Raw genomic sequence first — 21626 nt, 5'->3', positions numbered from 1 at the left:
ACGGCAACTGGCCGCATGACGTGTTCGTCGGCGAATGGCTGCCCGGCAAGCCGCACCTGCTGCACGTCCATACGTTCATCGGCCGCCCCGAGGCACAGGAGCCCGTTTCGATCGCGCAGAACGCGCACGGCGACATCTTCGTCACGTTCGAGGACGGCTGGAATGCGCCGCAGGAAGTCAGCCAGCGCTACGGCGTCTACCGCCGCGACCTGAAGCCGATCAAGCCCTACCCGAACGACGTCGAATCGGGCGGCCACTCGGGGCATGTCGCCACGGCGGCCGACCGCTTCGTCGTGTTCTATTCCACCGACTGGATCGACGGCGGCGGCGTCGACAACCTCGGCACCGGCAACGGCGTGTACGTGAAAACCTACGATGCGGCCGGGCGCGTGCTGAACCATGTCGCGGTCGTGCCGCACCGCCGCGAGTGGTGGCCCGTCGTCGCGGGCTCGCCACACACCGCGCTGCTCGTGTGGCAGAAGTACATCGAAGGGAGCACTGACGCGACGCTCGAATACGCGATGTTCGACCCGGTCACGGCGAAGCTGGACAAGCTGGGGACGCTGAACGATGCGATCCAGTACTACGTGTACTCGTCGGCTTATGTCCCGGAAATCGACCGCTTCATCGTCGTCACGACGACGGCGGACGATCGCGGCGTCGCGATGCTGATCGCGCCCGACGGCCGCCGCACGGCGACGCTCGACTGCCTGCCGGCGTCGGTGCGCGAATCCGGTATCGGGGTGTCCGGCACGCATGCGTACGTGCCGATCCGCGACGGGCGGCTGCTGACGCTGACGCTCGGGCCGGCGGACATTTCAGTGAGCGGCGTGCAGCGCTCGCCGATTCCGTGGGGCTCGACGGGGATCGCCGGGTTCCCGGCGCGCGGCACCGCGATGCATTTCGTGTCGCTGACGCCGTCGGGCACGCGCGAAGCCGATTTCGAACCGGCCCAGGAAACGCCGATGCCGAAGAGCGAAGTGCCTTGTTCGAGTCATTGACGGCGGCTGGGTAACGGGCGGGATCGCTGGAAATGCGGTGGGCCGGCATGCTCTCGCGCCGGGCTTGCCGGTTGCTTCGTCGCCTCGCCTCTTTCGCCTCTTTCGCCTCTTTCGCCTCTTTCGCTCCTTCCGCTCTTTCGCGCTCAAACGCCGCCGCGCAATACCTCATCCTCCGCGCAGCCCGACCGCCAGGCGCGCTGCCGGCGGCTTGCCCGGTCATGACCGGCCGCCCCCTTCCCGCGCCGCAGTCGCCAGCGCCGCGCGTACCGGATAGACTGTCGCCCGATTCCTTCGATCGGCCGCGGCCTGCTCCTCCTGTCGCTGCCGGAACGCCCTTTCCCGGAGAACGAATGCTGAAGCGCCGGTGGTTTTCGCTTTTGCTGCTGACGGTTTGCCTGATCGGTCAACGCGCGTCGGCCCAGTCCGCGCTCGAACTCGAGACGGACGGCACGGCCCGCGCCCTCACCCGGCAGACGCTGCTCGCGCGCCCCGATGCCACCGACATCCAGGTGCCGCGCGACATCGCGTACGGCCGGCCGATGACGTTCCGCGCGGTGCCGTTCGCCGACCTGCTCGGCGACAAGCTGCCGGCCGACGGCGTGCTCGAAACCCGTGCGGCCGACGGCTTCGCCGCGCAACTGCCGCTGGAGCTCGTGCACCGCCGCGCGCCGGCCGGCGCCATTCCGTGGCTCGCGATCGAGGATCCCGCGCATCCGTGGCCGAATCTGCCCGGCAAGAAAGTCAGCGCCGGGCCGTTCTACCTGGTCTGGCTCGGCCCGGACGCGTCGTCGGTGCGCGGCGAGCAGTGGCCGTACCAGATCGTGCGCGTCACGATCGAGTCGTCGCCGATCGCGCGCTGGCCGTCGCTCGCCGTCGATGCCGCGCTGCCCGCGAACGATCCGGCTCGCGCGGGCCAGCACCTGTTCGTCACACAATGCCTCGCGTGCCACCGCGTCGACGGCGCGGGCAGCAGCCATGCCGGCCCCGACCTGAACACGCCGATGAATCCGGTCGACTACTTCCAGCCCGCCGCGCTGCGCCGCTATATCCGCAACCCGGCATCGGTGCGCGACTGGCCGGGCCGCAGCATGCCGGCGTTTCCGCCCGATCAGCTGAGCGACCGCGAACTCGACCAGATCGTCGCGTATCTCGCTTATATGGCGCGGCGCAAGGCCGGCAAGTAACGCGCGGTTGAATCGAAGCACTCAAGGAATGTTGATGACGTCAGGCGACACGCTGTTCACCATCGAATCGATCGACGCCGCGCAGACGCACCCGCTCCGGGCGATGATCCTGCTGAATGGCGATCTGGACGCGAGCGCGCTGGCCGGCGACCAAGCGCCGACGACCCTGCATGTCGGCGTACGCGACGCGTCGGGCATCGTTGCCGTTGCGTCGCTCTGCGAGGAGTTGCGCGAAGACGATCGTGCGCGACCGGCGTGGCGGCTGCGCGGGATGGCCGTCCACCCTGCCGTGCGCGGCATGGGCTTCGGGCGCGTGCTGGTGCAGGTTTGCGTGCGGCACGCGGAAGCGCGCGGGGCCGCGCTCGTGTGGTGCACGGCACGCGAGACCGCGTACCGGTTCTATGAAAAGCTTGGCTTCGCAGCCGATGACGCGACGATCACGATGCCGGGGCGCACCGACATGGCGTTCCATGTGATGCGCCGGTATATCGATCGGCAATCGCCGGCGGGCTGACGCGAGCCGCACATTCGCGTCGTCAGGCGGAAAGCGACGCGGCCCGGTCCGGCCCGGCGAACACCCTCCCGCCGGACCACCGCCGTCACATTCAGACTCAGCTTTCCTGCGCGCTCTGCAGCACCGCGCGCAACAGCACGTCGGCGCCCGCCGCCGCCCATTCGGGCGTAATCGCTTCGGCCTCGTTGTGGCTCAACCCGTCGACGCACGGCACGAAGATCATCCCCGTCGGCGCGACGCGCGCCACATAGCATGCGTCATGACCCGCGCCGGACACGATATCCATGTGCGACAGCCCGAGCGCCTGGGCCGCATCACGCACCGTGTCGATGCAGCGCGGCGCGAACGGGATCGGCGCATACGTGAAGATCTGCTCGATCTGCGCACCGAGGCCCGATTCGTCGGCCACGCGCGCGAGTTCCGCGCGCAGCGCAGCGTCGAGCTCGTCGAGCACCGCGTCGTCGGGATGACGGAATTCGACCGTGAAGAAGCACCCGCCCGGCACGGTATTACGCGAGTTCGGCCGTGCCTCGATCATCCCGACCGTTGCCCGCGCGTACGGCGCGTAACGGCGGCCGAGCACTTCGACGAACGAGATCATCCGCGCGGCGCCCACCAGCGCATCGCGACGGAATTCCATCGGCGTGGTGCCCGCGTGCGCGTCGACACCGGTGAGCGTCACCTCGTACCAGCGCTGCCCCTGCCCGGCCGTCACGACGCCGATCGTCTTGCCGGCCCGTTCGAGAATCGCGCCCTGTTCGATATGCAGTTCGTACGCCGCATGCACCGGATAGCCGCCGACGGGCTCGGCACCCGCGTAGCCGATCCGCGCCAGCTCCTCGCCGATCGTCCTGCCCGTGCCGTCGGTGCGCGACAGTCCGTATTCGAGCGTATAGACGCCCGAGAACACGCCGGCCGACACCATCGCCGGCGCGAAGCGCGAGCCTTCCTCGTTGGTCCAGATCACGACGTCGATCGGGCGCTCGGTCTCGATGCCCGCGTCGTTCAGCGCGCGCACGACCTCGAGCCCGCCGAGCACGCCGTAGATGCCGTCGTAGCGGCCGCCCGTCGGCTGCGAATCGGCGTGCGAGCCGGTCATGACCGGCGCGGCGGCGGGATTGCGCCCCGCGCGGCGCGCGAACACGTTGCCCATCTGGTCCACGCGCACCGTGCAGCCGGCGTCTTGCGTCCATTGCACGAACAGGTCGCGCGATTCGCGATCGAGATCGGTCAGCGCAAGACGACAGACGCCGCCCTTCGGCGTCGCACCGATCTGCGCCATCCGGTCGAGCGACGCCCACAGGCGGTCGCCGTCGACGCGCGGCGCGCTCACACGCTCAACCACTACGTTGTCGTCACGCATCGCCGTTCTCCGGCGCGGCTTGCAGCGCATAGCGGAAATCGCAGCGCTTGCCGCCCTGCATGATCGTGCTCGTCCGCGTCAGCGCGATGTCCGGCGCATAGCCCTGGATGAAATAGCTGTCGCGCGCGCAGCTCAGCAGGTGGCCGATCTCGCCGAGCCCCATCGCGTGATACATCTCCGCGTAGCTGCAGCGATGCACGTCGTAATCGTAATGCGCGTCGTCCGCGCGCTGCACCTCGACGTCGAGCGCATCGTCCTTCTCCCACAGCACCTGCAGCGCGACGAACGATTTCACGCTCGTGCCGCCGGGCTCCTGCGCCGCGAACGTGCGGCCGGCGTCGACCGCCGCGCCGCGCACGGCTTCCGCGATCACGGCCTGCGCGCGCTCGGCGCCGAACTCGCGCTTCATGATCTCGTAGATCGGCTTGATGATTTCCGCTTCGATGCGGCGCCGCGCGAGGATCCCGAGGCGCGTGTCCTCGGGTGCGGCGGCGGATGTCTGGGTGGCTTCGGTCATGGGGATCGTCTTGGTCGTTTTATCACTGTGTCGCGCTGTGTCGCGCTGTGTCGCGCGGTGTCGTTTACTTGGTCGCGGTGCGCGAGCCGCCGAGCACGTCGACGACGGTCCACTTGCCGCCGCGCACCTGGTAGATCGTGAAGGCCGGATCCTTCAGGTTGCCTTCGGCGTCGAACGCGATCCGCCCCGTCACGCCGGGCCGGTCGATCGCACGCACCGCCGCGACCAGCTTCGCCGGCTGCGTCGTGCCGGCCTTCTGCGCGGCTGCGATCAGCGTGGCCGCCGCGTCGTACGCGAACGGCGCATGCAGCTCGATCGGAGCGCGGAAGCGCGCCTGGTATTGCGTGTCGAACGCCTTGCCACCCGGCATCCGGTCGAGCGGCAGGCCCGGCTCGAGCGCCGTCACGCCGTCGCCGTCCTTGCCGGCAAGCGACAGGAAGGTCTGGCTCACGAAGCCGCCCGCGCCGAGCAGCGGCGCGTTCACGCCGAGCTGGCGCATCCGGCGCGAGATCGGTGCGGCCTGCGCATCGAGGCCGCCGAAGAACACGAGATCCGCGCGCTTGCCCTTGATCGCGGTCAGCACGCCGCTGAAGTCGGTCGTCTTGTCGTTCACGTACTGGCGATCGACGATCGCGCCGCCGTTCGCCTGCACACCCTTGATGAACTGGTCGGCGAGCCCCGAGCCGAACGACGTGCGATCGTCGATCACCGCGATGCGCTTCGCCTTCAGCGTCTTCACCGCATACGCGCCGGTGAAATTGCCGCCCGCATCGTCGTGACCCATGATGCGGAAGGCCGTCGCATAGCCTTGCTGCGTGTATTGATGGCCGGTGGACGCCGGCGCGATCTGCGGGATGCCCGCATCGCGGTAGACGCGCGACGCCGGCACGCTGCAGCCCGTGTTCCAGTGACCGACGACGCCGATCACGTGCTTGTCGACGAGCTGCTGCGCAACGGCGACGGCCGTGCGCGGATCGGACTGGTCGTCAGCCGCGACGAGCTTGTAGACGACCGGCTTGCCGCCGATGGTCGGATGCTTTGCATTCGCGTCGTCGATCGCGAGTTGCGCGCCGTTCTGCAAGTCCTTGCCGATCCGCGCGGACGGGCCGGTGAGCGGCGCGGCGAGACCGATCAGGATCGTCTGCGGCGCGGATTGTGCGAACGCGGGAACGGAGGCGACCAGGGCGGCCGCCGAGATTGCGAGGCTGGCGTGGAGAAAAGCGATTTTCATGTGCGGGGATCGGTGAATCGGATCAAAACATGAAAAATATTAAATATTCATCACCCAAACCTCAAATACCCAATTGTTGGATGCTTATGCCGTTCCCGACACATTAACCTACACCACTGTAAATACAGGATATTTCCATGTTGTCGGTTACTCTGACTTTTCGATAAAATTCGACACATGAAAAATATCGAACAATTGCCGCACGATCCTCCGCTGCGCGCGGTGCGTGCGTTCGAAGCGTTTGCGCGTCTCGGGTCGGTCACCGCGGCGGCGGGCGAGCTCGACATCACGCCGTCGGCGGTCAGCCATCAGCTGCAACTGCTCGAAGCGTTCATCCAGACGCCGCTGACCGTGCGCGAGGGCCGGCTGCTCGCGCTCACCGACGAAGGCCGCGACTACTACCGCTCGATCAGCGCCGCGTTCTCGGTGCTGCGCAGCGCGACGCGTTTCGTGCGCGACCGTTCGTCGCTGCGGCAGATCACCGTCAGCCTGATTCCGCTGCTCGGCATCGGCTGGTTCATTCCGCGGCTGCACGCATTCCTGGCCGACAACACGGACGTCGACGTGACCGTGCTGTACGCGCATCACCGCAACTACCGCAGCGATGCATCGGACCTGTCGATCCGCTTCGGCACCGGCGACTGGCCCGGCTACCGTTGCGAGCGGCTGCTGCCGGGCGCGATGGTGCCGATGTGCAGCCCGTCGTTCCTGAAACGCCACGGGCCGTTCCGCACGCCGGCCGATCTCGCGCGCGCGCCGCTCGTGCACGACGAGGATCGCAGTACGTGGGTCAACTGGCTGCAGGGCGCGGGCGTCAAGCATGTGTCGCATGCGGTGGGGCCGATGTTCGAGGATGGCCAGCTCACGCTGAGCGCCGCGCGCGCGGATCTCGGCGCGGCGTTGCTGCGCGCGCCGCTGGTCGAGCGCGAGCTGGCGAATGGCGAGCTAGTGAAGCTGTTCGATCACGCGCTCGACGACGGGCGCGATTACTACCTGTGCACGCGCGAGGACGCGGACATGCCGGACGGGGCTCGGAGGCTGGCGGAGTGGCTGAGGAAGATGGCGGGGATTTGAGCGGAGCGGGACAATAACGCTCCGACAGCCGGCCGATTCGGGAAGCCGCATTCGCATCGGTCGCGCCGCGCACTTGCACTTGCCCGGCCGGATCGCCACGATGGCCGCGTCCCGTCACGGAGGTTGCAATGATCAGAATTCCGGTCGATCTATCAGATGACCAGCATACCGCGTTGACCCGCATCGCCACGCGCCGGAGCAGTTCCCCCGCCGAGATCATCCGGAACGCGATCGATGCCTACATCGCGCAGCAGGACCGGACACTTGCTGACAATGTGTTCGGCCTCTGGAAGGGGCGCGACGTCGTCAACCAGGAAGACTTGCGCTCGGAGTGGTGAACGCGCCTCAGCATCCGCCTACCGAACAAACTTCGACGCCGCCTCGAGTGGCTCCCCCCACGGCTTTGGACTTTCAACGCAATCCCTCTCGCCGCATCTCCGCCCGGCTGCCGCTCGTCCACACACCCACGCTTCAATGACCTCCCCGCACACCCCACCCAATCAAGGGCCGGAAGCAGATAGAAATTCCTGATGCCCCGGATTGAAACAAGCAATTTCACAAACTCAGGGTGAACCCGGATACTGGCAACACTCCACTCACCACTGAAGCAAAGGAATTCTCCAGATGCCGATCATCAACACCCAAATCAAGCCGTTCAAGGCAACCGCTTACCACAATGGCGATTTCGTGCCCGTCTCGGAAGAGAACTTCAAGGGCAAGTGGTCCGTCGTCGTGTTCTACCCGGCCGACTTCACGTTCGTCTGCCCGACCGAGCTGGGCGACCTCGCCGACCGTTACGCGGAATTCCAGAAGCTGGGTGTCGAAATCTACGGCGTGTCGACCGACACGCACTTCACGCACAAGGCATGGCACGACACGTCGGACACGATCGGCAAGATCAAGTACCCGATGATCGGCGACCCGACGCTCACGCTGTCGCGCAACTTCGACGTGCTGATCGAGGAAGAAGGGATGGCTCTGCGCGGCACGTTCGTGATCAACCCGGAAGGCGAGATCAAGCTGTGCGAAATCCACGACAACGGCATCGGCCGCGACGCAGGCGAACTGCTGCGCAAGGTGCAGGCTGCGCAATACATCGCGGCGCACCCGGGTGAAGTGTGCCCGGCCAAGTGGACGCCGGGTGCGGAAACGCTGACCCCGTCGCTCGACCTGATCGGCAAGATCTGACGATCGCGCCGCGCGCCTCGCACGAGGCGCGCGAGACACACTACGGGCCGCTGCGGCATGCGGCCCGCGCCCTCCTCCGGCACGACGTGCCCGACCATAATCATTAATACGGAATCCGAAACGCCATGCTCGACGCCAATCTCAAGAACCAACTGAAAGCGTACCTCGAAAAGATCACGCGCCCGATCGAGCTCGTCGCCTCGCTCGACGACAGCGCGAAATCGCAGGAACTGCTGGCGCTGCTGAACGAGATTGCGTCGCTGACGGATCGCGTGACCGTGACCGAACGCCGCGACGACGCCGAGCGCAAGCCGTCGTTCTCGATCGGCGAACCCGGCAAGCCGGCCGGCATCCGCTTCGCCGGCATCCCGATGGGCCATGAATTCACGTCGCTCGTGCTCGCGCTGCTGCAGACGGGCGGCCACCCGATCAAGCTCGACGACGATGTGATCGAGCAAATCCGCGCGCTCGACGGCGACTACGCGTTCGAGACGTATTTCTCGCTGTCGTGCCAGAACTGCCCGGAAGTCGTGCAGGCGCTGAACGTGATGTCGCTGATCAACCCGCGCATCCGTCACGTCGCGATCGACGGCGCGCTGTTCCAGGGTGAAGTCGAGTCGCGCCAGATCATGGCCGTGCCGACGATGTTCCTGAACGGTACCTCGTTCGGCCAGGGCCGCAGCAGCGTGAAGGAAATCCTCGCGAAGCTCGACACGGGCGCCAGCGCACGTGCCGCGAAGTCGCTCGAGAACAAGCCGGTGTTCGACACGCTGATCGTCGGCGGCGGCCCGGCAGGCGCAGCGGCTGCGATCTACTCGGCACGCAAGGGCATTGCGACGGGCGTCGTCGCCGAACGTTTCGGCGGCCAGGTGCTCGACACGATGGCGATCGAGAACTTCGTGTCGGTGCAGGAAACCGAAGGGCCGAAGTTCGCGACCGCGCTCGAACAGCACGTGAAGCAGTACGACGTCGACATCATGGACGTGCAGCGCGCCGACGCGTTGATTCCGGGCGACGTGCACCAGATCCGCCTCGCGAACGGCGCGGTGCTGAAGGCGAAGACGATCATCCTCGCGACCGGCGCACGCTGGCGCGAAATCAACGTGCCGGGCGAGCGCGAATACCGCAACCGCGGTGTCGCGTACTGCCCGCACTGCGACGGCCCGCTGTTCAAGGGCAAGCGCGTCGCGGTGGTCGGCGGCGGCAACTCGGGCGTCGAGGCCGCGATCGACCTCGCTGGCATCGTGAAGGCCGTCACGCTGATCGAATACGGCGCGCAACTGCGCGCAGATGAAGTGCTGCAACGCAAGCTGCGCAGCCTGCCGAACGTGACGATCGTCACGCAGGCGCAAACGACCGAGCTGACCGGCGACGGCAGCAAGCTGAACGGGCTCGTCTACAACGATCTGCGCTCGGGTGACACGCAGCGCATCGATCTCGAAGGCGTGTTCGTGCAGATCGGCCTCGTGCCGAACACCGAATGGCTGAAAGGCACGATCGAACTGTCGAAGCACGGCGAGATCGTCGTCGATGCGCGCGGCGCGACGTCGGTACCGGGCGTGTTTGCGGCCGGCGACGTGACGACGGTGCCGTTCAAGCAGATCGTGATCGCGGTCGGTGAAGGCGCGAAGGCATCGCTCGGCGCGTTCGACCATCTGATCCGGCAGGACGTTGCACCGGTTGCCGCCGCGCAGCCTCAATCCGAGGAAGCAGTCGCCGCGTAACGCGCGTCAGCCCGTCGGCACAACGATTTGTCTCTCTTGGCCCCGCATGCTTTGGTCGGCGTGCGGGGTCCTTTTTATTCCGGAAGCGATCGCGGTTACTTGGTCGTGGTCGGGCCGCTGTTTGCCGGTACCGGTGACGGTGCCGCGTTGAAATTGCTCGACTGCCGGACCAGTTGCTCGGTCATCGCAGCAGCCACCGGATTCGCGCCCGACGATGAACTGCCCTGCCGGTACGAACCGCTGCTCGATGGCGTCGACGTCATCGACGGCGGCGGCAACGACGGGTCGAGCTTCGCCGATTCCCTGACAAGGGCGGCGGTCTCCGGCGTTTCGGATTTCGTTGCAGCGGGGGCGGCGGCCGCGTGGCGTTCGAGGCCATCGCGCTTGCGCGGTGCGCGTTGCGTGACCTGCGCGGGTGCGGGTGCAGGTGCGGCCTGCTGCACAGGTTTGGCTGCCGGCGGGGTCGAATCCTGCGCATCGACGGTCACGACGTTGACCTTCGGCGGCGGTGCGCTCGGCGTCGTCACCGGCTGCGGTTTGTCGCTGACAACCGGCACGGCAGGCGCTGCACTGACGCGCGCGGTTTCGGCCGGCGCAGAAGGCGCCGGTGCCGATGGTGGTGGCGGCACGACAGCCGCCTGTTTCGGTGCCATCGCGGCGGCCGGGGCCGGCGGCGCGATGGTGCCCTGCACGGCGTGATCGTTGCCCGCGGGCGCTGCGGCAACAGGCGCGGCCGAATCGCCGATGCCGGCATCTTCGATCGCGCGGTGGTCCGCACGCAGGAGCATCACGTAGGCAGTGCCGGCCGCGGCTACCAGGAGCCCACCGGCGATCATCAAGGTCTTGCGGGTACTCGTCATGCTTGCTCACCGCTCATATCGACGTGAACAAGCCATCATACGCGGCGATCGGCCGTCGATCCCGCATGAATACATTTGGTTGCATTGTGCCGGAACAGGTCGGCAACACGTTCGTCAGACGTATCGCCTCCGCTGCTCCAGCACGATCAACGCGCGGGCGTCACTCCGGAAACGGCAATTCGGTCTGCCCTTCCGCGCGCATGCCGAACGTGTTCAGCGTCATCGCGACGAGCGCGTAGTAGCCGAGCAACGCAACGAGATTCACGACGGTTGCGTGGCCGAAGCGCGCTTCCGCCCGCGCAAACGTCGCGTCGCTCACGCGCCGCGTGTCGTAAAGCTCGCTCGCGAATGCATGGATCAGCGCATCGTCGTCCGACTCGAATGCGGGTGCGACACCGCGCCGGATCGCGTCGGCCGTCGCGGCCGGCACGCCCGCCTCGAGCGCGATCGGATGGTGGATGTGCCACTCGGCCTGCGAGCGCCAGCGCGCGGCCGTCACGAGAATCGCGAGTTCCGACAGGCGCAGCGGCAGGCCCGTGCGATAGCGGCAGAACGCGCCGAGTTTCTGCGCGTGCTGAGCGAGCTCGGGGCTCGCGATCCAGCCGAGAAACGGCCCGTTCAGGTTGCCGCGCGGGCCGCTGAGAATGTCGGCCAGCACGGCCTTCTGCTCATCGGTGGCCGATGCGGGATCGAACGGAGGCAATCTGTTGGTCATGGCGAGGTCCGGACAGGGTTCGATGAATGCGGTCACGCGCCGGCCGACGCAAGCGCCGTGCCGATCGCGCCCGACAGCCGCTCGACGATCGTATCGATCTGCTGCGCGGTGCAAATGAAAGGCGGCGCGACCAGGATGTGATCGCCGTGCACGCCGTCGATCGTCCCGCCCATCGGATACACCATCAGGCCGCGCTGCATCGCTTCGCGCTTGACCGCCGCATGCAGCTTCAGCGCCGGATCGAACGTCGCCTTGCTGTCGCGATCGCGCACGAGCTCGACGCCGACGAACAGCCCGCGGCCGCGCACGTCGCCGATATGCGGGTGCGCGCCGTAGTGCTCGCGCAACGATGCGCGCAGTTGCTCGCCGCGTGCCTTCACGTTGTCGAGCAGCTTCTCTTCGGCGATCACACGTTGTACTTCAAGCGCGGCCGCGCAGGCGGTCGCATGGCCAAGGTACGTGTGGCCGTGCTGGAAGAAACCCGAGCCGTCGACGATCGTCCGGTAGATGCGGTCGCTGACGAGCGTCGCGCCGATCGGCTGGTAGCCCGCGCCGAGCCCTTTCGCGATCGTCAGAAGATCGGGCGCGACGCCGTCTTCATCGCACGCGTACAGGTAGCCCGTGCGGCCCATCCCCGACATGATCTCGTCGAGGATCAGCAGCACGCCGTACTTGTCGCACACCGCGCGAATCTTCTTCAGGTACGTGCGCACCGGCGGCACCGCGCCGGCCGTTGCGCCCACCACCGTCTCTGCGACGAACGCCGCGACGTTGTCCGCACCGAGTTCGACGATCTTCTGCTCGAGCTCGTCCGCGAGGCGCTGCGCATAGGCCTCGTCGGTTTCGCCGGCCTGCTGGTCGCGATACGCGAAGCACGGGCTCACGTGGTGCGCCTCGATCAGCAGCGGCAGGAACGGCTCGCGCCGCCATGCATTGCCGCCGATCGCGAGCGCGCCGAGCGTGTTGCCGTGATAGCTCTGGCGTCGTGCGATGAAATGGCGGCGCTGCGGCTCGCCCTTCTCGACGAAATACTGGCGTGCGAGCTTCAGCGCGGCCTCGACCGCCTCGGAGCCGCCCGACACGAAATACACGTGTTCGAGGCCGGCCGGCGCGGCAGCGACGAGCCGGTCGGCCAGTTCCTCGGCCACGTCGGTCGTGAAGAACGACGTATGGGCGTACGCCAGTTGCTGCGCCTGCCGCTTGATCGCGTCGATCACGCGCTGGTTGCTGTGGCCGAGACACGAAACGGCCGCGCCGCCGCACGCGTCGATATAGCGTTTGCCGGTCGAGTCGATGATCTCGATGCCGTCGCCTGCGACGGCGACGGGCAAGGTGGCGCGCGGAGCGCGATGGAAAACGGTCGTCATGCGTTGCCTCATGGATCAGGATGCGTCGTGCGCGCGCCCGGACGGCACGATGCGCGTCGCGAAACACTGCGCGCCCTGTTGGTGAATGGTGAAATCGATCGATGCCGCGCCGATCGCGAACACGCCGGTGGCCAGTGTGTTCTCGTCGTCGGGGTCGGCCGGATCATCGCGGTAGATCGGCAGCCCTTCCGGCGCGCGATCGCCGAGTACGCGCAGCAGCGCGGCTTCATCGATTGCGTCGATGCCGGGCGTCAGCGCGTCGACGCGGCGCTGGCGGTCGGCCGACGATTGCGTGACGATCTGCGCTTCCGCGTCGCAGCCGGGATGCACGAGATGGTTCGCATGCCCCGCGAGCCGCGCGACGTCGATCACCGAACAGCGCGCGACGCTCGCCTCGATGCTCAGCAGCCGCGCATCGCCGGTTGCGCCCAGCGTGTGATGAAAGCCGCTTGCACGCCCATGACCGCGCAGCACGTCGGCTGCCGCGTCGAGCGACGTCGCGTCGAGCACGGCGCGCGCGAGGATCATCCGCGGCACGCCCGCGGCCGGCGTGCGGATCCGCAGGTTGTTGATCGCCTGCGCGATGCCCGCGTGGTTCGCGGCAAAGGTATGGCCCGGCAGCGAACCGGGGTAATAGAAGCTGATGAAGCCCGGCTTGCCCTCTGGTTGCACATCGACGAGCAGGCCGCGCTCGCGCAGGTACGGATCGCCGTCCTCGTTGTGCGCGATCCAGCGCGTGCCGGCCGCGTCGCGCGCGGCAAGCGTCGTGCAGCCGTCCGGCGCGTTGTGGATCAGCTCGCCGCGGCAGTTCCACAGAAAGATGTCCTCGGCCGGCCAGCCGACACCGGCCGCGATCCCGTCCAGTTCCGCGACGAGATCGGGATACGCGGCCAGTGCGGCCTGCCGCAGCGCGGCGACGAACGGATGGCCGCGCCAGCGGCGCACGGCCTGCCACGCGCTGCTCTGCTGCATGTATTCATCGAACACGGGGCGGGCGAGCTCGCCGAGGCGCACGCCGATGTCGAACGGCGCGCCGGCGATGACGGGAGAAAGGGAAAGCGGCATGTCGGAGGGTTCGGTTTCGTTCAGGACACGTGTTTCAGGAATTCCTTCAGGCGCGGGGTCGGCGGCCGGTCGATCAGGTCGACCGGATGGCCGTCCTCGGCAATCCCGCCCTGATCCATGAACAGCAGGCGCGTGCCGACCCGTTTCGCAAAGCCGATCTCGTGCGTGACGACGATCATCGTCATCCCTTCGGTAGCGAGATCCTGCATCACTTTCAGCACTTCGTGGCGCAATTCCGGATCGAGCGCCGAGGTCGGCTCGTCGAACAGCATCAGCCGCGGCCGGATCGCGAGCGCGCGCGCAATCGCGACACGCTGCTGCTGGCCGCCCGACAGCTCCGACGGGAAATGATTCGCGCGCGATTCGAGACCGACCTTGTCGAGCAGCGCCATCGCCTGGTCGCGTGCATCGGCACGCGATGCGCCGCGCACCTGGATCGGCCCGAACATCACGTTCTCGAGCGCGGTCATCTGCGGGAACAGGTTGAACTGCTGGAACACCATGCCCGCTTCGAGCCGGATGTTGCGGATCGTCGTCGCGTTGCCGCGCACGCTCTGGCCGTCGACCAGCAGCTCGCCACCGGTGATTTTCTCGAGTGCGTTGATACAGCGCAGCATCGTCGACTTGCCCGAGCCGGACGGGCCGATCACGACGACCACTTCGCCTGCGTCGATCTTCAGGTCGATATGCTTCAGTACCGGCACGTGGCCGAAGCTCTTCGACACGTTCTGGAATTCGATCATGCTCATAAGATGCGCATCCTCTTCTCGACGAGCCGCAGCGTCAGCGTCATGGCGCCGGTCAGCAACAGGTAGATGACGGCCACCGCCGTCCAGATCTCGACCGCCTGGAAATTGCCCGCGATGATTTCCTGCCCCTTGCGCGTCAGTTCGCCGACGCCGATCACGATGAACAGCGACGTGTCCTTCAGGCTCACGATGCACTGGTTGCCGAGCGGCGGAATCAGGCGCCGGAACGCGAGCGGCCCGACCACCTTCAGCAGCACGCGCGGCATCGACAAGCCCATCGCGAGCCCCGCTTCCGTCAGCCCCTTCGGGATCGACAGCAGCGCGCCGCGCACCACTTCGGCGAGATACGCGCCGGAATTCACCGTGATCGCGATGATCGCGGCCGTCAGGCCGTCGATGCGGATATGCGCGAGCAACGGCAGCGCGAAATACAGGAACATCACCTGCACGACGATCGGCGTGCCGCGGATCAATTCAATATAAACCTGGGCAAGCACGTTCATCGCCTTCGGTCCGTAAGCGCGGAACATGCCCGCGATCATCCCGACGATGAAACCGCCCACCAGCCCGAAAAATGCGATGAACACCGTCAACCGGACCCCGTCCATCAGGTCCGGCAACGCCGCCCAGATCGCCGACCAATCGAAATTCACTTGTCGCTCCCCGTTCGATTCAAGACCGGCGCGGCCACCCGGCCGCGCGCTGTTGCGGCGTCACGCTCACATCTTCGGCGGTTCGGCACCGAACCACTTCTTGTAGATCTGCGCGTAGCGGCCATCGGCCCGGATCTTCACGAGCGACGCGTTGACCTTCGGCACGAGCGGGCTGCCCTTCGGGAAGCCGATCCCGTACTTGTCGCCGCTGACCGGCTGGCCCGCGACCTTCACCTTGCCCTTGCCTTCGTTGTTCACGAAGAACAGCACGTTCGGCGTGTCGTGCATCGCCGCGTCGACCCGGCCGGCTTCAAGTGCGAGGTACGCCTGGTCGATGTTCGGGAACTGGCGGATCTCCTTCGGCTTCAGATGCGCCTTGATCCAGTCGATCGTCGCGGTGCCCGTTTTCGCGGCGATCACCTTGCCGTTCAGGTCGTCGATCGACTTGATCGTCGTGTTGTCGGCCTGGACCATCGCCGCGAGGCCGCTGTCGTAGTACGGCGCGGAGAAGTCGATCGCCTTCTTGCGCTCTTCCTTGATCGTCATGCCCGACAGCGCGACGTCGATGTTCTGCGTCTGCAGCGCCGGGATCAGGCCCGCGAAATCCATCGGCTGGATCGTGTATTTCCAGCCCTGGTCCTTCGCGATCTCCGCCCACAGGTCGAGATCGAAGCCGACGTACTTGTCGCCCTGCTTGAACTCGAACGGCATGAACGACGTGTCGGTCCCGACGACGAGCGTCTTGGTGTCCGCGTGCGCGAGGCTTGCGCCGAGCGCGGCAACGACCGCGACGGCTTTCAGGAAGGAACGGCGACTCATGGTTTCTCTCCGCATGATTGAGCGATGTGACCGGCCAGGGAGCCGGCGGAACGACGACATCAAGCCGCACCGCAACATGCGATGTCGAATTAGACCTTAGTGCAACAAGTGTTGTCAATGGCGATACTACGACAACAAAAAAATCCGCAACGGGTAAATGCATCGAGACAAACCCGGGGCGTGGGGGGCGGATAAGTCGGAGGAAAGGGAGTGTGGCTCGCGGCGAAGCAGACGGGCCGGATCGTGCTGCGCCGGCCGAGGGCGGCGTCTGGCGTGCAGTTGGCGGTGGCTGGTCCGGGCGGGCCAGATTGCCGTCCCGGGCATCACGCACGAGAGGATGATGGCGGCGCAATCGTTCGGCGTCGATCGCCGCCGCCCGCGCGTTTGTCAGTGCGTTTGTCAGCACCTTTGTCGGCGCCTCTGTCAGCGCCTCTATCAGCACCGATCGTCGGCGCTTCGACACGCGGCGCGGTGCCGGGGCGGCTGCCCCCGCGATGCCGGCAACCGCCGGCGCGGTTCAACACATGTTGCGGGAAGCGCGCGGCCCTGCCGGCCGGCCGCGCGCCGATGCAGCGTCGCTTACGCCGCCACCCCGCTCGCCTGATGCGACACCAGCCGCGCATACGCGCCCTGCCGCGCCATCAGGTCCGCATGCCGTCCGGCCTCGATCACGCCGCCGTGCTCCATCACGAGGATCAGGTCGGCATTGCGCACGGTCGACAGCCGGTGCGCGATGATGATCGACGTGCGCTGCGTCATCAGGTCTTCCAGCGCCGCGCGGATCTGCTGCTCGCTGATCGTGTCGAGATGGGACGTCGCTTCGTCGAGGATCAGCACCGGCGCATCCTTCAGGAACGCGCGCGCAATCGCGACACGCTGGCGCTGGCCGCCCGACAGCTGCACGCCACGCTCGCCGACACGCGTCGCGAGCCCGTCCGGCAGGCGCGCGACGAAGTCGCCGAGCGCCGCATGGTCGATCGCGCGCTGCACGTCCGCGTCGGACGCATCGTTCGCGGCGAGCCGGATGTTCGCTTCGAGCGTGTCGTTGAACAGGTAGGTATCCTGCGCAACCAGCGCGATGTGCTGCCGCAGGTCGTCGAGCCGCAGGTCGCGCAGGTCGACGCCGCCGAGCGTCACGCGGCCCTGCTGCGGATCCCAGAAGCGCAGCAGCAGGCTCGCGACCGTCGACTTGCCCGCGCCCGACGCACCGACCAGCGCGACCGTGCTGCCGCGCGGCACCTCGAAGCTCACGCGGTCGATCGCGGGCACGCTGCGGCCCGGGTACGTGAAGGACGTCGCTTCGAAGCGCACGGCCGGATCGGCAGGCATCGCATGCGAGCCGTCCGTCACCGGCACCGGCTCCTTCTCCAGCGCGCGCAAGCGGCGCGTCGACGCGATCGTGTCGGCGAGCTGGCGCGCGACCTGGCCGATTTCGGCCACCGGCATGAAAGCGGCCACCGCCACCAGCACCAGCAGCGGCAACGACTCGCGCGGAAACCAGCCGCGTGCGCACAGCAGCGCGCCGAGCGCCGCGACGACCAGCCCGCCGAGCCCGCTCGCGACTTCCAGTGCGGCGCTCTGTGCCGACAGGTCGTCGAGCAGCCTTGCGCGTTGCTTCCGGTACGCCTCGACTTCGGCCACGAACGCTTCACGCCGGCGCGCGACGGCCTGGAACGCGGTCAGCTCCGCAAGCCCCTGGATCGTTTCGGTCAGGTGCGCGCCGAGCTGGCCAAGCGCCTCGCGCGCGCCGGTGCCGAGCCGGTCGACATCGCGCCGCGCCAGCACCGGTGCGAGCCCGGCCCACAACAGGAACGGCAGCAGCACGAGCGCGAGCGGCCACGCGACCGACGCGAGCAGCACCAGCACGGCGGCCGGCACGAGCACCGCGACGAAGGCGGGCGCCAGCGTGTGCGCATAGAAATACTCGACGGTCTCGACGTCCTGCGTCGCGAGCGACACGAGATCGCCGGAGCGGCGGCGCAGCAGCCCGGCCGGCGCGAGGCGTTCGAGCGTCGCGAACAGCGCGACGCGCATTTCCGCGAGCAGCCGGTACGCCATGTCGTGCGCGAGCCACGAGTCGAGCCAGTGCAGCACGGCCGGCACCGGCGCGATCACGGGCAGCGCGGTGACGAGCGTCGGGCTCGCGTGGCCGCCCGGCACGGCGCCGACCACCAGCGCGCCGATCACGCCGACGCCGATGAACGCGAGCACGCGGCCGATCCCGCACAGCACCGTCAGCACGACCTTGCCCGTCCACGGGCGCACGAAGCGCAGCAGCGTCTGCAGGGTTTCCGGCCAGCCGATCTCGGCCGCATCGTCGTTCAGCGGCCGCACCTGCGGGCCCGACGACGCGCGCGCGGTCGCGCCGGCCGTCGTTGCCGCGCCGACCGATTCGGCGACCGCTTCCAGTTGCGGCCCCATCAGCCGGCGATACGGGCCGTCACGCGCGATCAGCGCCGCGTGCGTGCCCTCGTCGACCACCTGCCCCTGGTCGAGCACCAGGATGCGGTCGGCGCCGATCACGCTGGACAGCCGGTGCGCGAGCACGAGCGTGGTCCGCCCGCGCGTGAGCCGGTCGAGCGCCTGCTGGATCAGCGCTTCGTTCTCCGCATCGACCGACGACAGCGCCTCGTCGAGCAGCAGGATCGGCGCATCGCGCAGCAGCGCGCGGGCAATCGCGAGGCGCTGACGCTGCCCGCCCGACAGCATGAGCCCGCGTTCGCCGATGCGCGTTGCGTAGCCGTCGGGCAGCGCCGAGATGAAATCGTGTGCGTTGGCGGCACGCGCGGCGGCGATCATGTCCGCGTCGCTCGCGTCGGGGCGGCCGAGCCGCAGGTTGTCGGCGACGCTGCCGTCGAACAGCGTCGCATCCTGCGCGACGACCGCGATCATCTCGCGCACCTGGCCGGCATCGAGCGTGCGCACGTCGTGGCCGCCGATGCGGATCGCGCCGCCCTGCGCATCGTGCTGGCGCAGCAGCAGGCGCACGATGGTCGACTTGCCCGCGCCGCTCGGCCCGACGATCGCTACCGTCTCGCCTTCGCGTACCGAGAAGCTCAACGCCGCATGCGCGTCCGCGCGACGCCCCGGATACGCGAAGCTGACGCCGTCGAACACGATCTCCGGGCGCAGGCTTGCGACGCGCGGCGCATCGGCGGCCGGCGCGTGGCTATCCGCGTCGAGCAGCGCGTGAATCGCATTCGCCGCCGACTGGCCGATCATCCCCTGGTGCAGCACGGAACGCAGGTCGCGCAGCGGCCGGAAGATTTCGCTGCCGGCCATCAGCACGATCAGCAGCGCCTCGAGGCTCATGTCGCCGTGCCGCACGCGCCACGCGCCGACTGCGATCGCGGCGGCCGCGCCGAGGCCGGTGCCGAGATCGGTGAAGAGCCGTGTCAGCAGGCCGAGCGCGAGCACCCAGAAGGTGCTGTCGGACAGCGCGCGCGCCTTCGCGGCCAGCTTCGCGCCGAACGCCGTGCTTTGCCCGAACGCCTTCAGCGTCGGCAGCCCTTGCACCGCGTCGAGAAATTCTTCTCCGAATGCCTTGAACGCTTTCGAGCGCGCGAGCGCCGCACGCTTGTCGGCGCGATGCACAAGCTGCGGCAGCGCGAGCGTGACGAGCGCCGCGACGAGCAGGATCGCGGCCGTCGGCACATCCCACCACGCCAGCACCGCGAAGATCATCACCGGCGCACAGGCGGCGATCACGAGCTGCGGCAAATAGGTGCCGAAAAAGGTCTGCAGCTGCTCGACGCCATCGACGACGGCCAGCATCACGCCGCCCGTGCGTTCGCCGCTGAACCACGCGGGGCCGAGCGCGGCGATCCGGTCGAACAGCCGCGCGCGCAGGGTAGCCTGCACGCGCCCGGCCGTGTGCTGCGCAAGCACCGTGCGGCGATGGTCGAGCCACGCGCGCAGCAGCACGCAGGCCGCCGTTGCAACGACGGCTTCGCCGATGCTGCGCGCCGGCGCACCGGAAAAGACCAGCGCGAGCACGCGGCCGAGAAATACAAAGCGCAGGATGCCGACACCCATCGCGAGCAGGCCGAGTGCGACGGCCGCGGCGACCCGCCAGCGCAGCCCAGCCATCATTGCCCATAGTCGTCGGTCGAAATACATGAACCCCTCCGGTAGTGTCTGATGATGTTTTTTCTTGACCGGATCGAGGCTACCCGCGCGGCCCATGCGCGGCAAAAGATGATTTTTCAACGGGTGTTGAGTCAACTACAATACCCCGCATGTCGCACCTCCCTCCCCTCAGCGCATTGCGAGCTTTCGAGGCGGCCGTCCGCCTCGGCGGGTTCGCGCGCGCGGCGGTCGAGCTGAACGTGTCGACGAGTGCGGTCAGTCACCAGATTCGCGCGCTCGAGGAATCGCTCGGCGCGCGGCTGCTCGAACGCAGCACGGGGCTCGGCGGCATCAGCCTCACGCCGGCCGGCGCACGCCTGCTGCCGGCCGTCAGCGACGCACTGTCGCGACTGACCGATGCCTGTGCCGAGATTCGCGGCACCGCGCAACGGCTCACCGTCTCCGCCAACGCGCCGTTTTCGGCGATGTGGCTCGCACGCCGCCTCGCGGAATTCTCGTCGCTTCATCCCGACACACCGCTGCATGCCGTCGTGCTCGACGACGAACCGGATTACGCGCGCAGCGGCGTCGATCTGGCGATCGTGCACGTGCCCGCGCACCGGCTGCAAGCCGACGACGACGTGTTGATCCAGGAGACCGTGTTCCCGGTATGCAGCCCCGAGCTGTTTCCGTACGCATCGGGGCATGTGTGCCGCTCGCGGCTGCTGCAGGAGATGCACGAGAACAGCCCCGAGATCGACTGGCGCAACTGGGCATCGGAATTCGGCTTGCCGGGCGACTTCGAGACGAAGATCGTCCGTTACAGCAGCTTCAGCCAGGTGATCGGCGCGGCGGTCGGCGGTGCGGGCATCGCGCTCGGCCGCATGCCGCTGATCGAGCCCGAACTGCGCAGCGGACGCCTGGTGCCGTTGAAACCGGGCATCGAACGCGCCGCGTCGTGGCGCTTCGTGCTGCGCCGCAACCCGTCGACGCGGCACCGGTTGCTCGATCCGCTGATCGAGTTCCTGCGCCGCGAAGCAGACGCGGAAGCCGCGCCGATCGCGGCCCCGATCGTTGCGCCCGCATCCAACGACAGTCTCGTGCGCGGCACGGGCGGCGCGACCGGCAAGTAACGCGCCGGCCTCGCCCGCATGCGCCGCTTACGGCGCAGCGAAGAACAACGCGACCACGCACGCCATCCCGCCGAACCACACGAGCGAACGCAGCGACGCCCAGTTCAGCAGGTACATCAGCATATAGACGATACGGATCGCGACGAACGCCATCGCGAGCTGGTCGACGCGATGCACGTTCGCGCCGTTGTGCCACGCCACCACCAGCGCGGCCGTGAACAGCGCGAGCGCTTCCCACGCGTTCTGGTGCGCGGCCTGCGCACGGGCACGCCAGCCTTCGAGCTTCGCCAGGTAGTCGCGCGGCGCGCGGTTGTCGTAGCCCTTGCGGGCCTTTGCGAGAAACGTCATCGGGAACGGCAACAGCGCCACGATGAACAGGCACAGCTGGGACGTCGTCATCA

At 67.7% G+C, this 21626-nt stretch carries 20 protein-coding genes; 8 read left to right on the top strand and 12 right to left on the bottom strand.

Going from position 1 to position 21626, the window contains the following annotated elements; translation table 11 throughout:
• From G3O00_RS08405 to G3O00_RS08395, 3 genes are all read left to right on the top strand, one after another.
• The coding region (locus tag G3O00_RS08405) for a hypothetical protein (protein WP_206142683.1) at nucleotides 1-1001 on the top strand (1001 nt) is incomplete at its 5' end.
• A gap of 350 nt (nucleotides 1002-1351) precedes the next feature.
• The gene (locus G3O00_RS08400; protein WP_206142682.1) at nucleotides 1352-2185 is read left to right on the top strand and encodes a cytochrome c; all 834 of its coding nucleotides are present in this window, start codon (nucleotides 1352-1354) and stop codon (nucleotides 2183-2185) included.
• Between the two features lie 34 nt (nucleotides 2186-2219).
• Nucleotides 2220-2699 (top strand): GNAT family N-acetyltransferase, encoded by a 480-nt coding sequence (locus G3O00_RS08395; protein WP_206142681.1) that lies wholly within the window; start codon nucleotides 2220-2222, stop codon nucleotides 2697-2699.
• Between the two features lie 97 nt (nucleotides 2700-2796).
• Here the strand turns inward: G3O00_RS08395 and G3O00_RS08390 are convergent, their stop codons facing one another.
• From G3O00_RS08390 to G3O00_RS08380, 3 genes are all read right to left on the bottom strand, one after another.
• Nucleotides 2797-4062, bottom strand: coding sequence for a Zn-dependent hydrolase (locus G3O00_RS08390; RefSeq protein ID WP_206142680.1), 1266 nt, complete (start codon nucleotides 4060-4062; stop codon nucleotides 2797-2799).
• Nucleotides 4055-4579, bottom strand: a complete 525-nt coding sequence (locus tag G3O00_RS08385) for an L-2-amino-thiazoline-4-carboxylic acid hydrolase (RefSeq protein WP_206142679.1) — start codon at nucleotides 4577-4579, stop codon at nucleotides 4055-4057. Before G3O00_RS08385 ends, G3O00_RS08390 begins: the two co-directional genes overlap by 8 nt.
• Before the next feature lie 64 nt (nucleotides 4580-4643).
• Entirely contained in the window at nucleotides 4644-5810 is a 1167-nt protein-coding gene (locus tag G3O00_RS08380; RefSeq protein ID WP_206142678.1) for a branched-chain amino acid ABC transporter substrate-binding protein, read from the bottom strand.
• Between the two features lie 177 nt (nucleotides 5811-5987).
• Between G3O00_RS08380 and G3O00_RS08375 the strand changes: the two genes are divergently transcribed.
• The 4 genes from G3O00_RS08375 to ahpF all read left to right on the top strand — a co-directional run bounded on the left by G3O00_RS08375 (nucleotide 5988) and on the right by ahpF (nucleotide 9796).
• Nucleotides 5988-6884, top strand: coding sequence for a LysR substrate-binding domain-containing protein (locus G3O00_RS08375; protein WP_011355549.1), 897 nt, complete (start codon nucleotides 5988-5990; stop codon nucleotides 6882-6884).
• 128 nt (nucleotides 6885-7012) lie between these two features.
• Nucleotides 7013-7222, top strand: a complete 210-nt coding sequence (locus G3O00_RS08370; RefSeq protein WP_206142677.1) for a CopG family transcriptional regulator — start codon at nucleotides 7013-7015, stop codon at nucleotides 7220-7222.
• Nucleotides 7223-7508: 286 nt separating this feature from the next.
• On the top strand, nucleotides 7509-8072 hold the full coding sequence (gene ahpC, locus G3O00_RS08365; RefSeq protein ID WP_006488685.1) for an alkyl hydroperoxide reductase subunit C: 564 nt from the start codon (nucleotides 7509-7511) through the stop codon (nucleotides 8070-8072).
• A 125-nt stretch (nucleotides 8073-8197) separates the two neighbouring features.
• Nucleotides 8198-9796, top strand: a complete 1599-nt coding sequence (gene ahpF / locus G3O00_RS08360; RefSeq protein WP_206142676.1) for an alkyl hydroperoxide reductase subunit F — start codon at nucleotides 8198-8200, stop codon at nucleotides 9794-9796.
• Between the two features lie 95 nt (nucleotides 9797-9891).
• Here ahpF and G3O00_RS08355 read toward each other — a convergent pair whose 3' ends face one another.
• From G3O00_RS08355 to G3O00_RS08320, 8 genes are all read right to left on the bottom strand, one after another.
• A complete protein-coding gene (locus tag G3O00_RS08355; RefSeq protein ID WP_206142675.1) occupies nucleotides 9892-10656 on the bottom strand; it encodes an extensin in 765 nt (254 codons plus the stop codon).
• A 160-nt stretch (nucleotides 10657-10816) separates the two neighbouring features.
• Entirely contained in the window at nucleotides 10817-11371 is a 555-nt protein-coding gene (locus G3O00_RS08350) for a carboxymuconolactone decarboxylase family protein (RefSeq protein WP_011355553.1), read from the bottom strand.
• 32 nt (nucleotides 11372-11403) lie between these two features.
• On the bottom strand, nucleotides 11404-12738 hold the full coding sequence (locus G3O00_RS08345) for an aspartate aminotransferase family protein (RefSeq protein WP_206142674.1): 1335 nt from the start codon (nucleotides 12736-12738) through the stop codon (nucleotides 11404-11406).
• 15 nt (nucleotides 12739-12753) lie between these two features.
• Nucleotides 12754-13803, bottom strand: a complete 1050-nt coding sequence (locus G3O00_RS08340) for a C45 family peptidase (protein WP_206142673.1) — start codon at nucleotides 13801-13803, stop codon at nucleotides 12754-12756.
• Nucleotides 13804-13823: 20 nt separating this feature from the next.
• The gene (gene glnQ / locus G3O00_RS08335) at nucleotides 13824-14552 is read right to left on the bottom strand and encodes a glutamine ABC transporter ATP-binding protein GlnQ (RefSeq protein WP_011355556.1); all 729 of its coding nucleotides are present in this window, start codon (nucleotides 14550-14552) and stop codon (nucleotides 13824-13826) included.
• The gene (gene glnP, locus G3O00_RS08330; protein ID WP_011355557.1) at nucleotides 14549-15205 is read right to left on the bottom strand and encodes a glutamine ABC transporter permease GlnP; all 657 of its coding nucleotides are present in this window, start codon (nucleotides 15203-15205) and stop codon (nucleotides 14549-14551) included. The genes glnQ and glnP overlap by 4 nt, the downstream gene beginning before the upstream one ends.
• Nucleotides 15206-15271: 66 nt before the next feature.
• Entirely contained in the window at nucleotides 15272-16024 is a 753-nt protein-coding gene (gene glnH, locus G3O00_RS08325) for a glutamine ABC transporter substrate-binding protein GlnH (protein ID WP_011355558.1), read from the bottom strand.
• A gap of 579 nt (nucleotides 16025-16603) precedes the next feature.
• Nucleotides 16604-20143 carry an ABC transporter ATP-binding protein gene (locus tag G3O00_RS08320; RefSeq protein ID WP_206142672.1) on the bottom strand — a complete coding sequence of 1180 codons (3540 nt, stop codon included), beginning with the start codon at nucleotides 20141-20143 and terminating at the stop codon, nucleotides 16604-16606.
• A gap of 119 nt (nucleotides 20144-20262) precedes the next feature.
• On the opposite strand from G3O00_RS08320, the gene G3O00_RS08315 reads away from it, so the two are divergent.
• Entirely contained in the window at nucleotides 20263-21225 is a 963-nt protein-coding gene (locus G3O00_RS08315) for a LysR family transcriptional regulator (protein ID WP_206142671.1), read from the top strand.
• A 27-nt stretch (nucleotides 21226-21252) separates the two neighbouring features.
• Here G3O00_RS08315 and G3O00_RS08310 read toward each other — a convergent pair whose 3' ends face one another.
• Nucleotides 21253-21624: an MAPEG family protein gene (locus tag G3O00_RS08310; RefSeq protein WP_011355561.1), complete on the bottom strand. Its 372-nt coding sequence runs from the start codon at nucleotides 21622-21624 to the stop codon at nucleotides 21253-21255.
• Nucleotides 21625-21626: the final 2 nt, after the last annotated feature.

This window comes from Burkholderia sp. Ac-20384 (genome assembly GCF_017104605.1).
GTDB lineage: Bacteria > Pseudomonadota > Gammaproteobacteria > Burkholderiales > Burkholderiaceae > Burkholderia > Burkholderia lata.
This window is presented reverse-complemented; position numbering and strand designations above follow the sequence as displayed.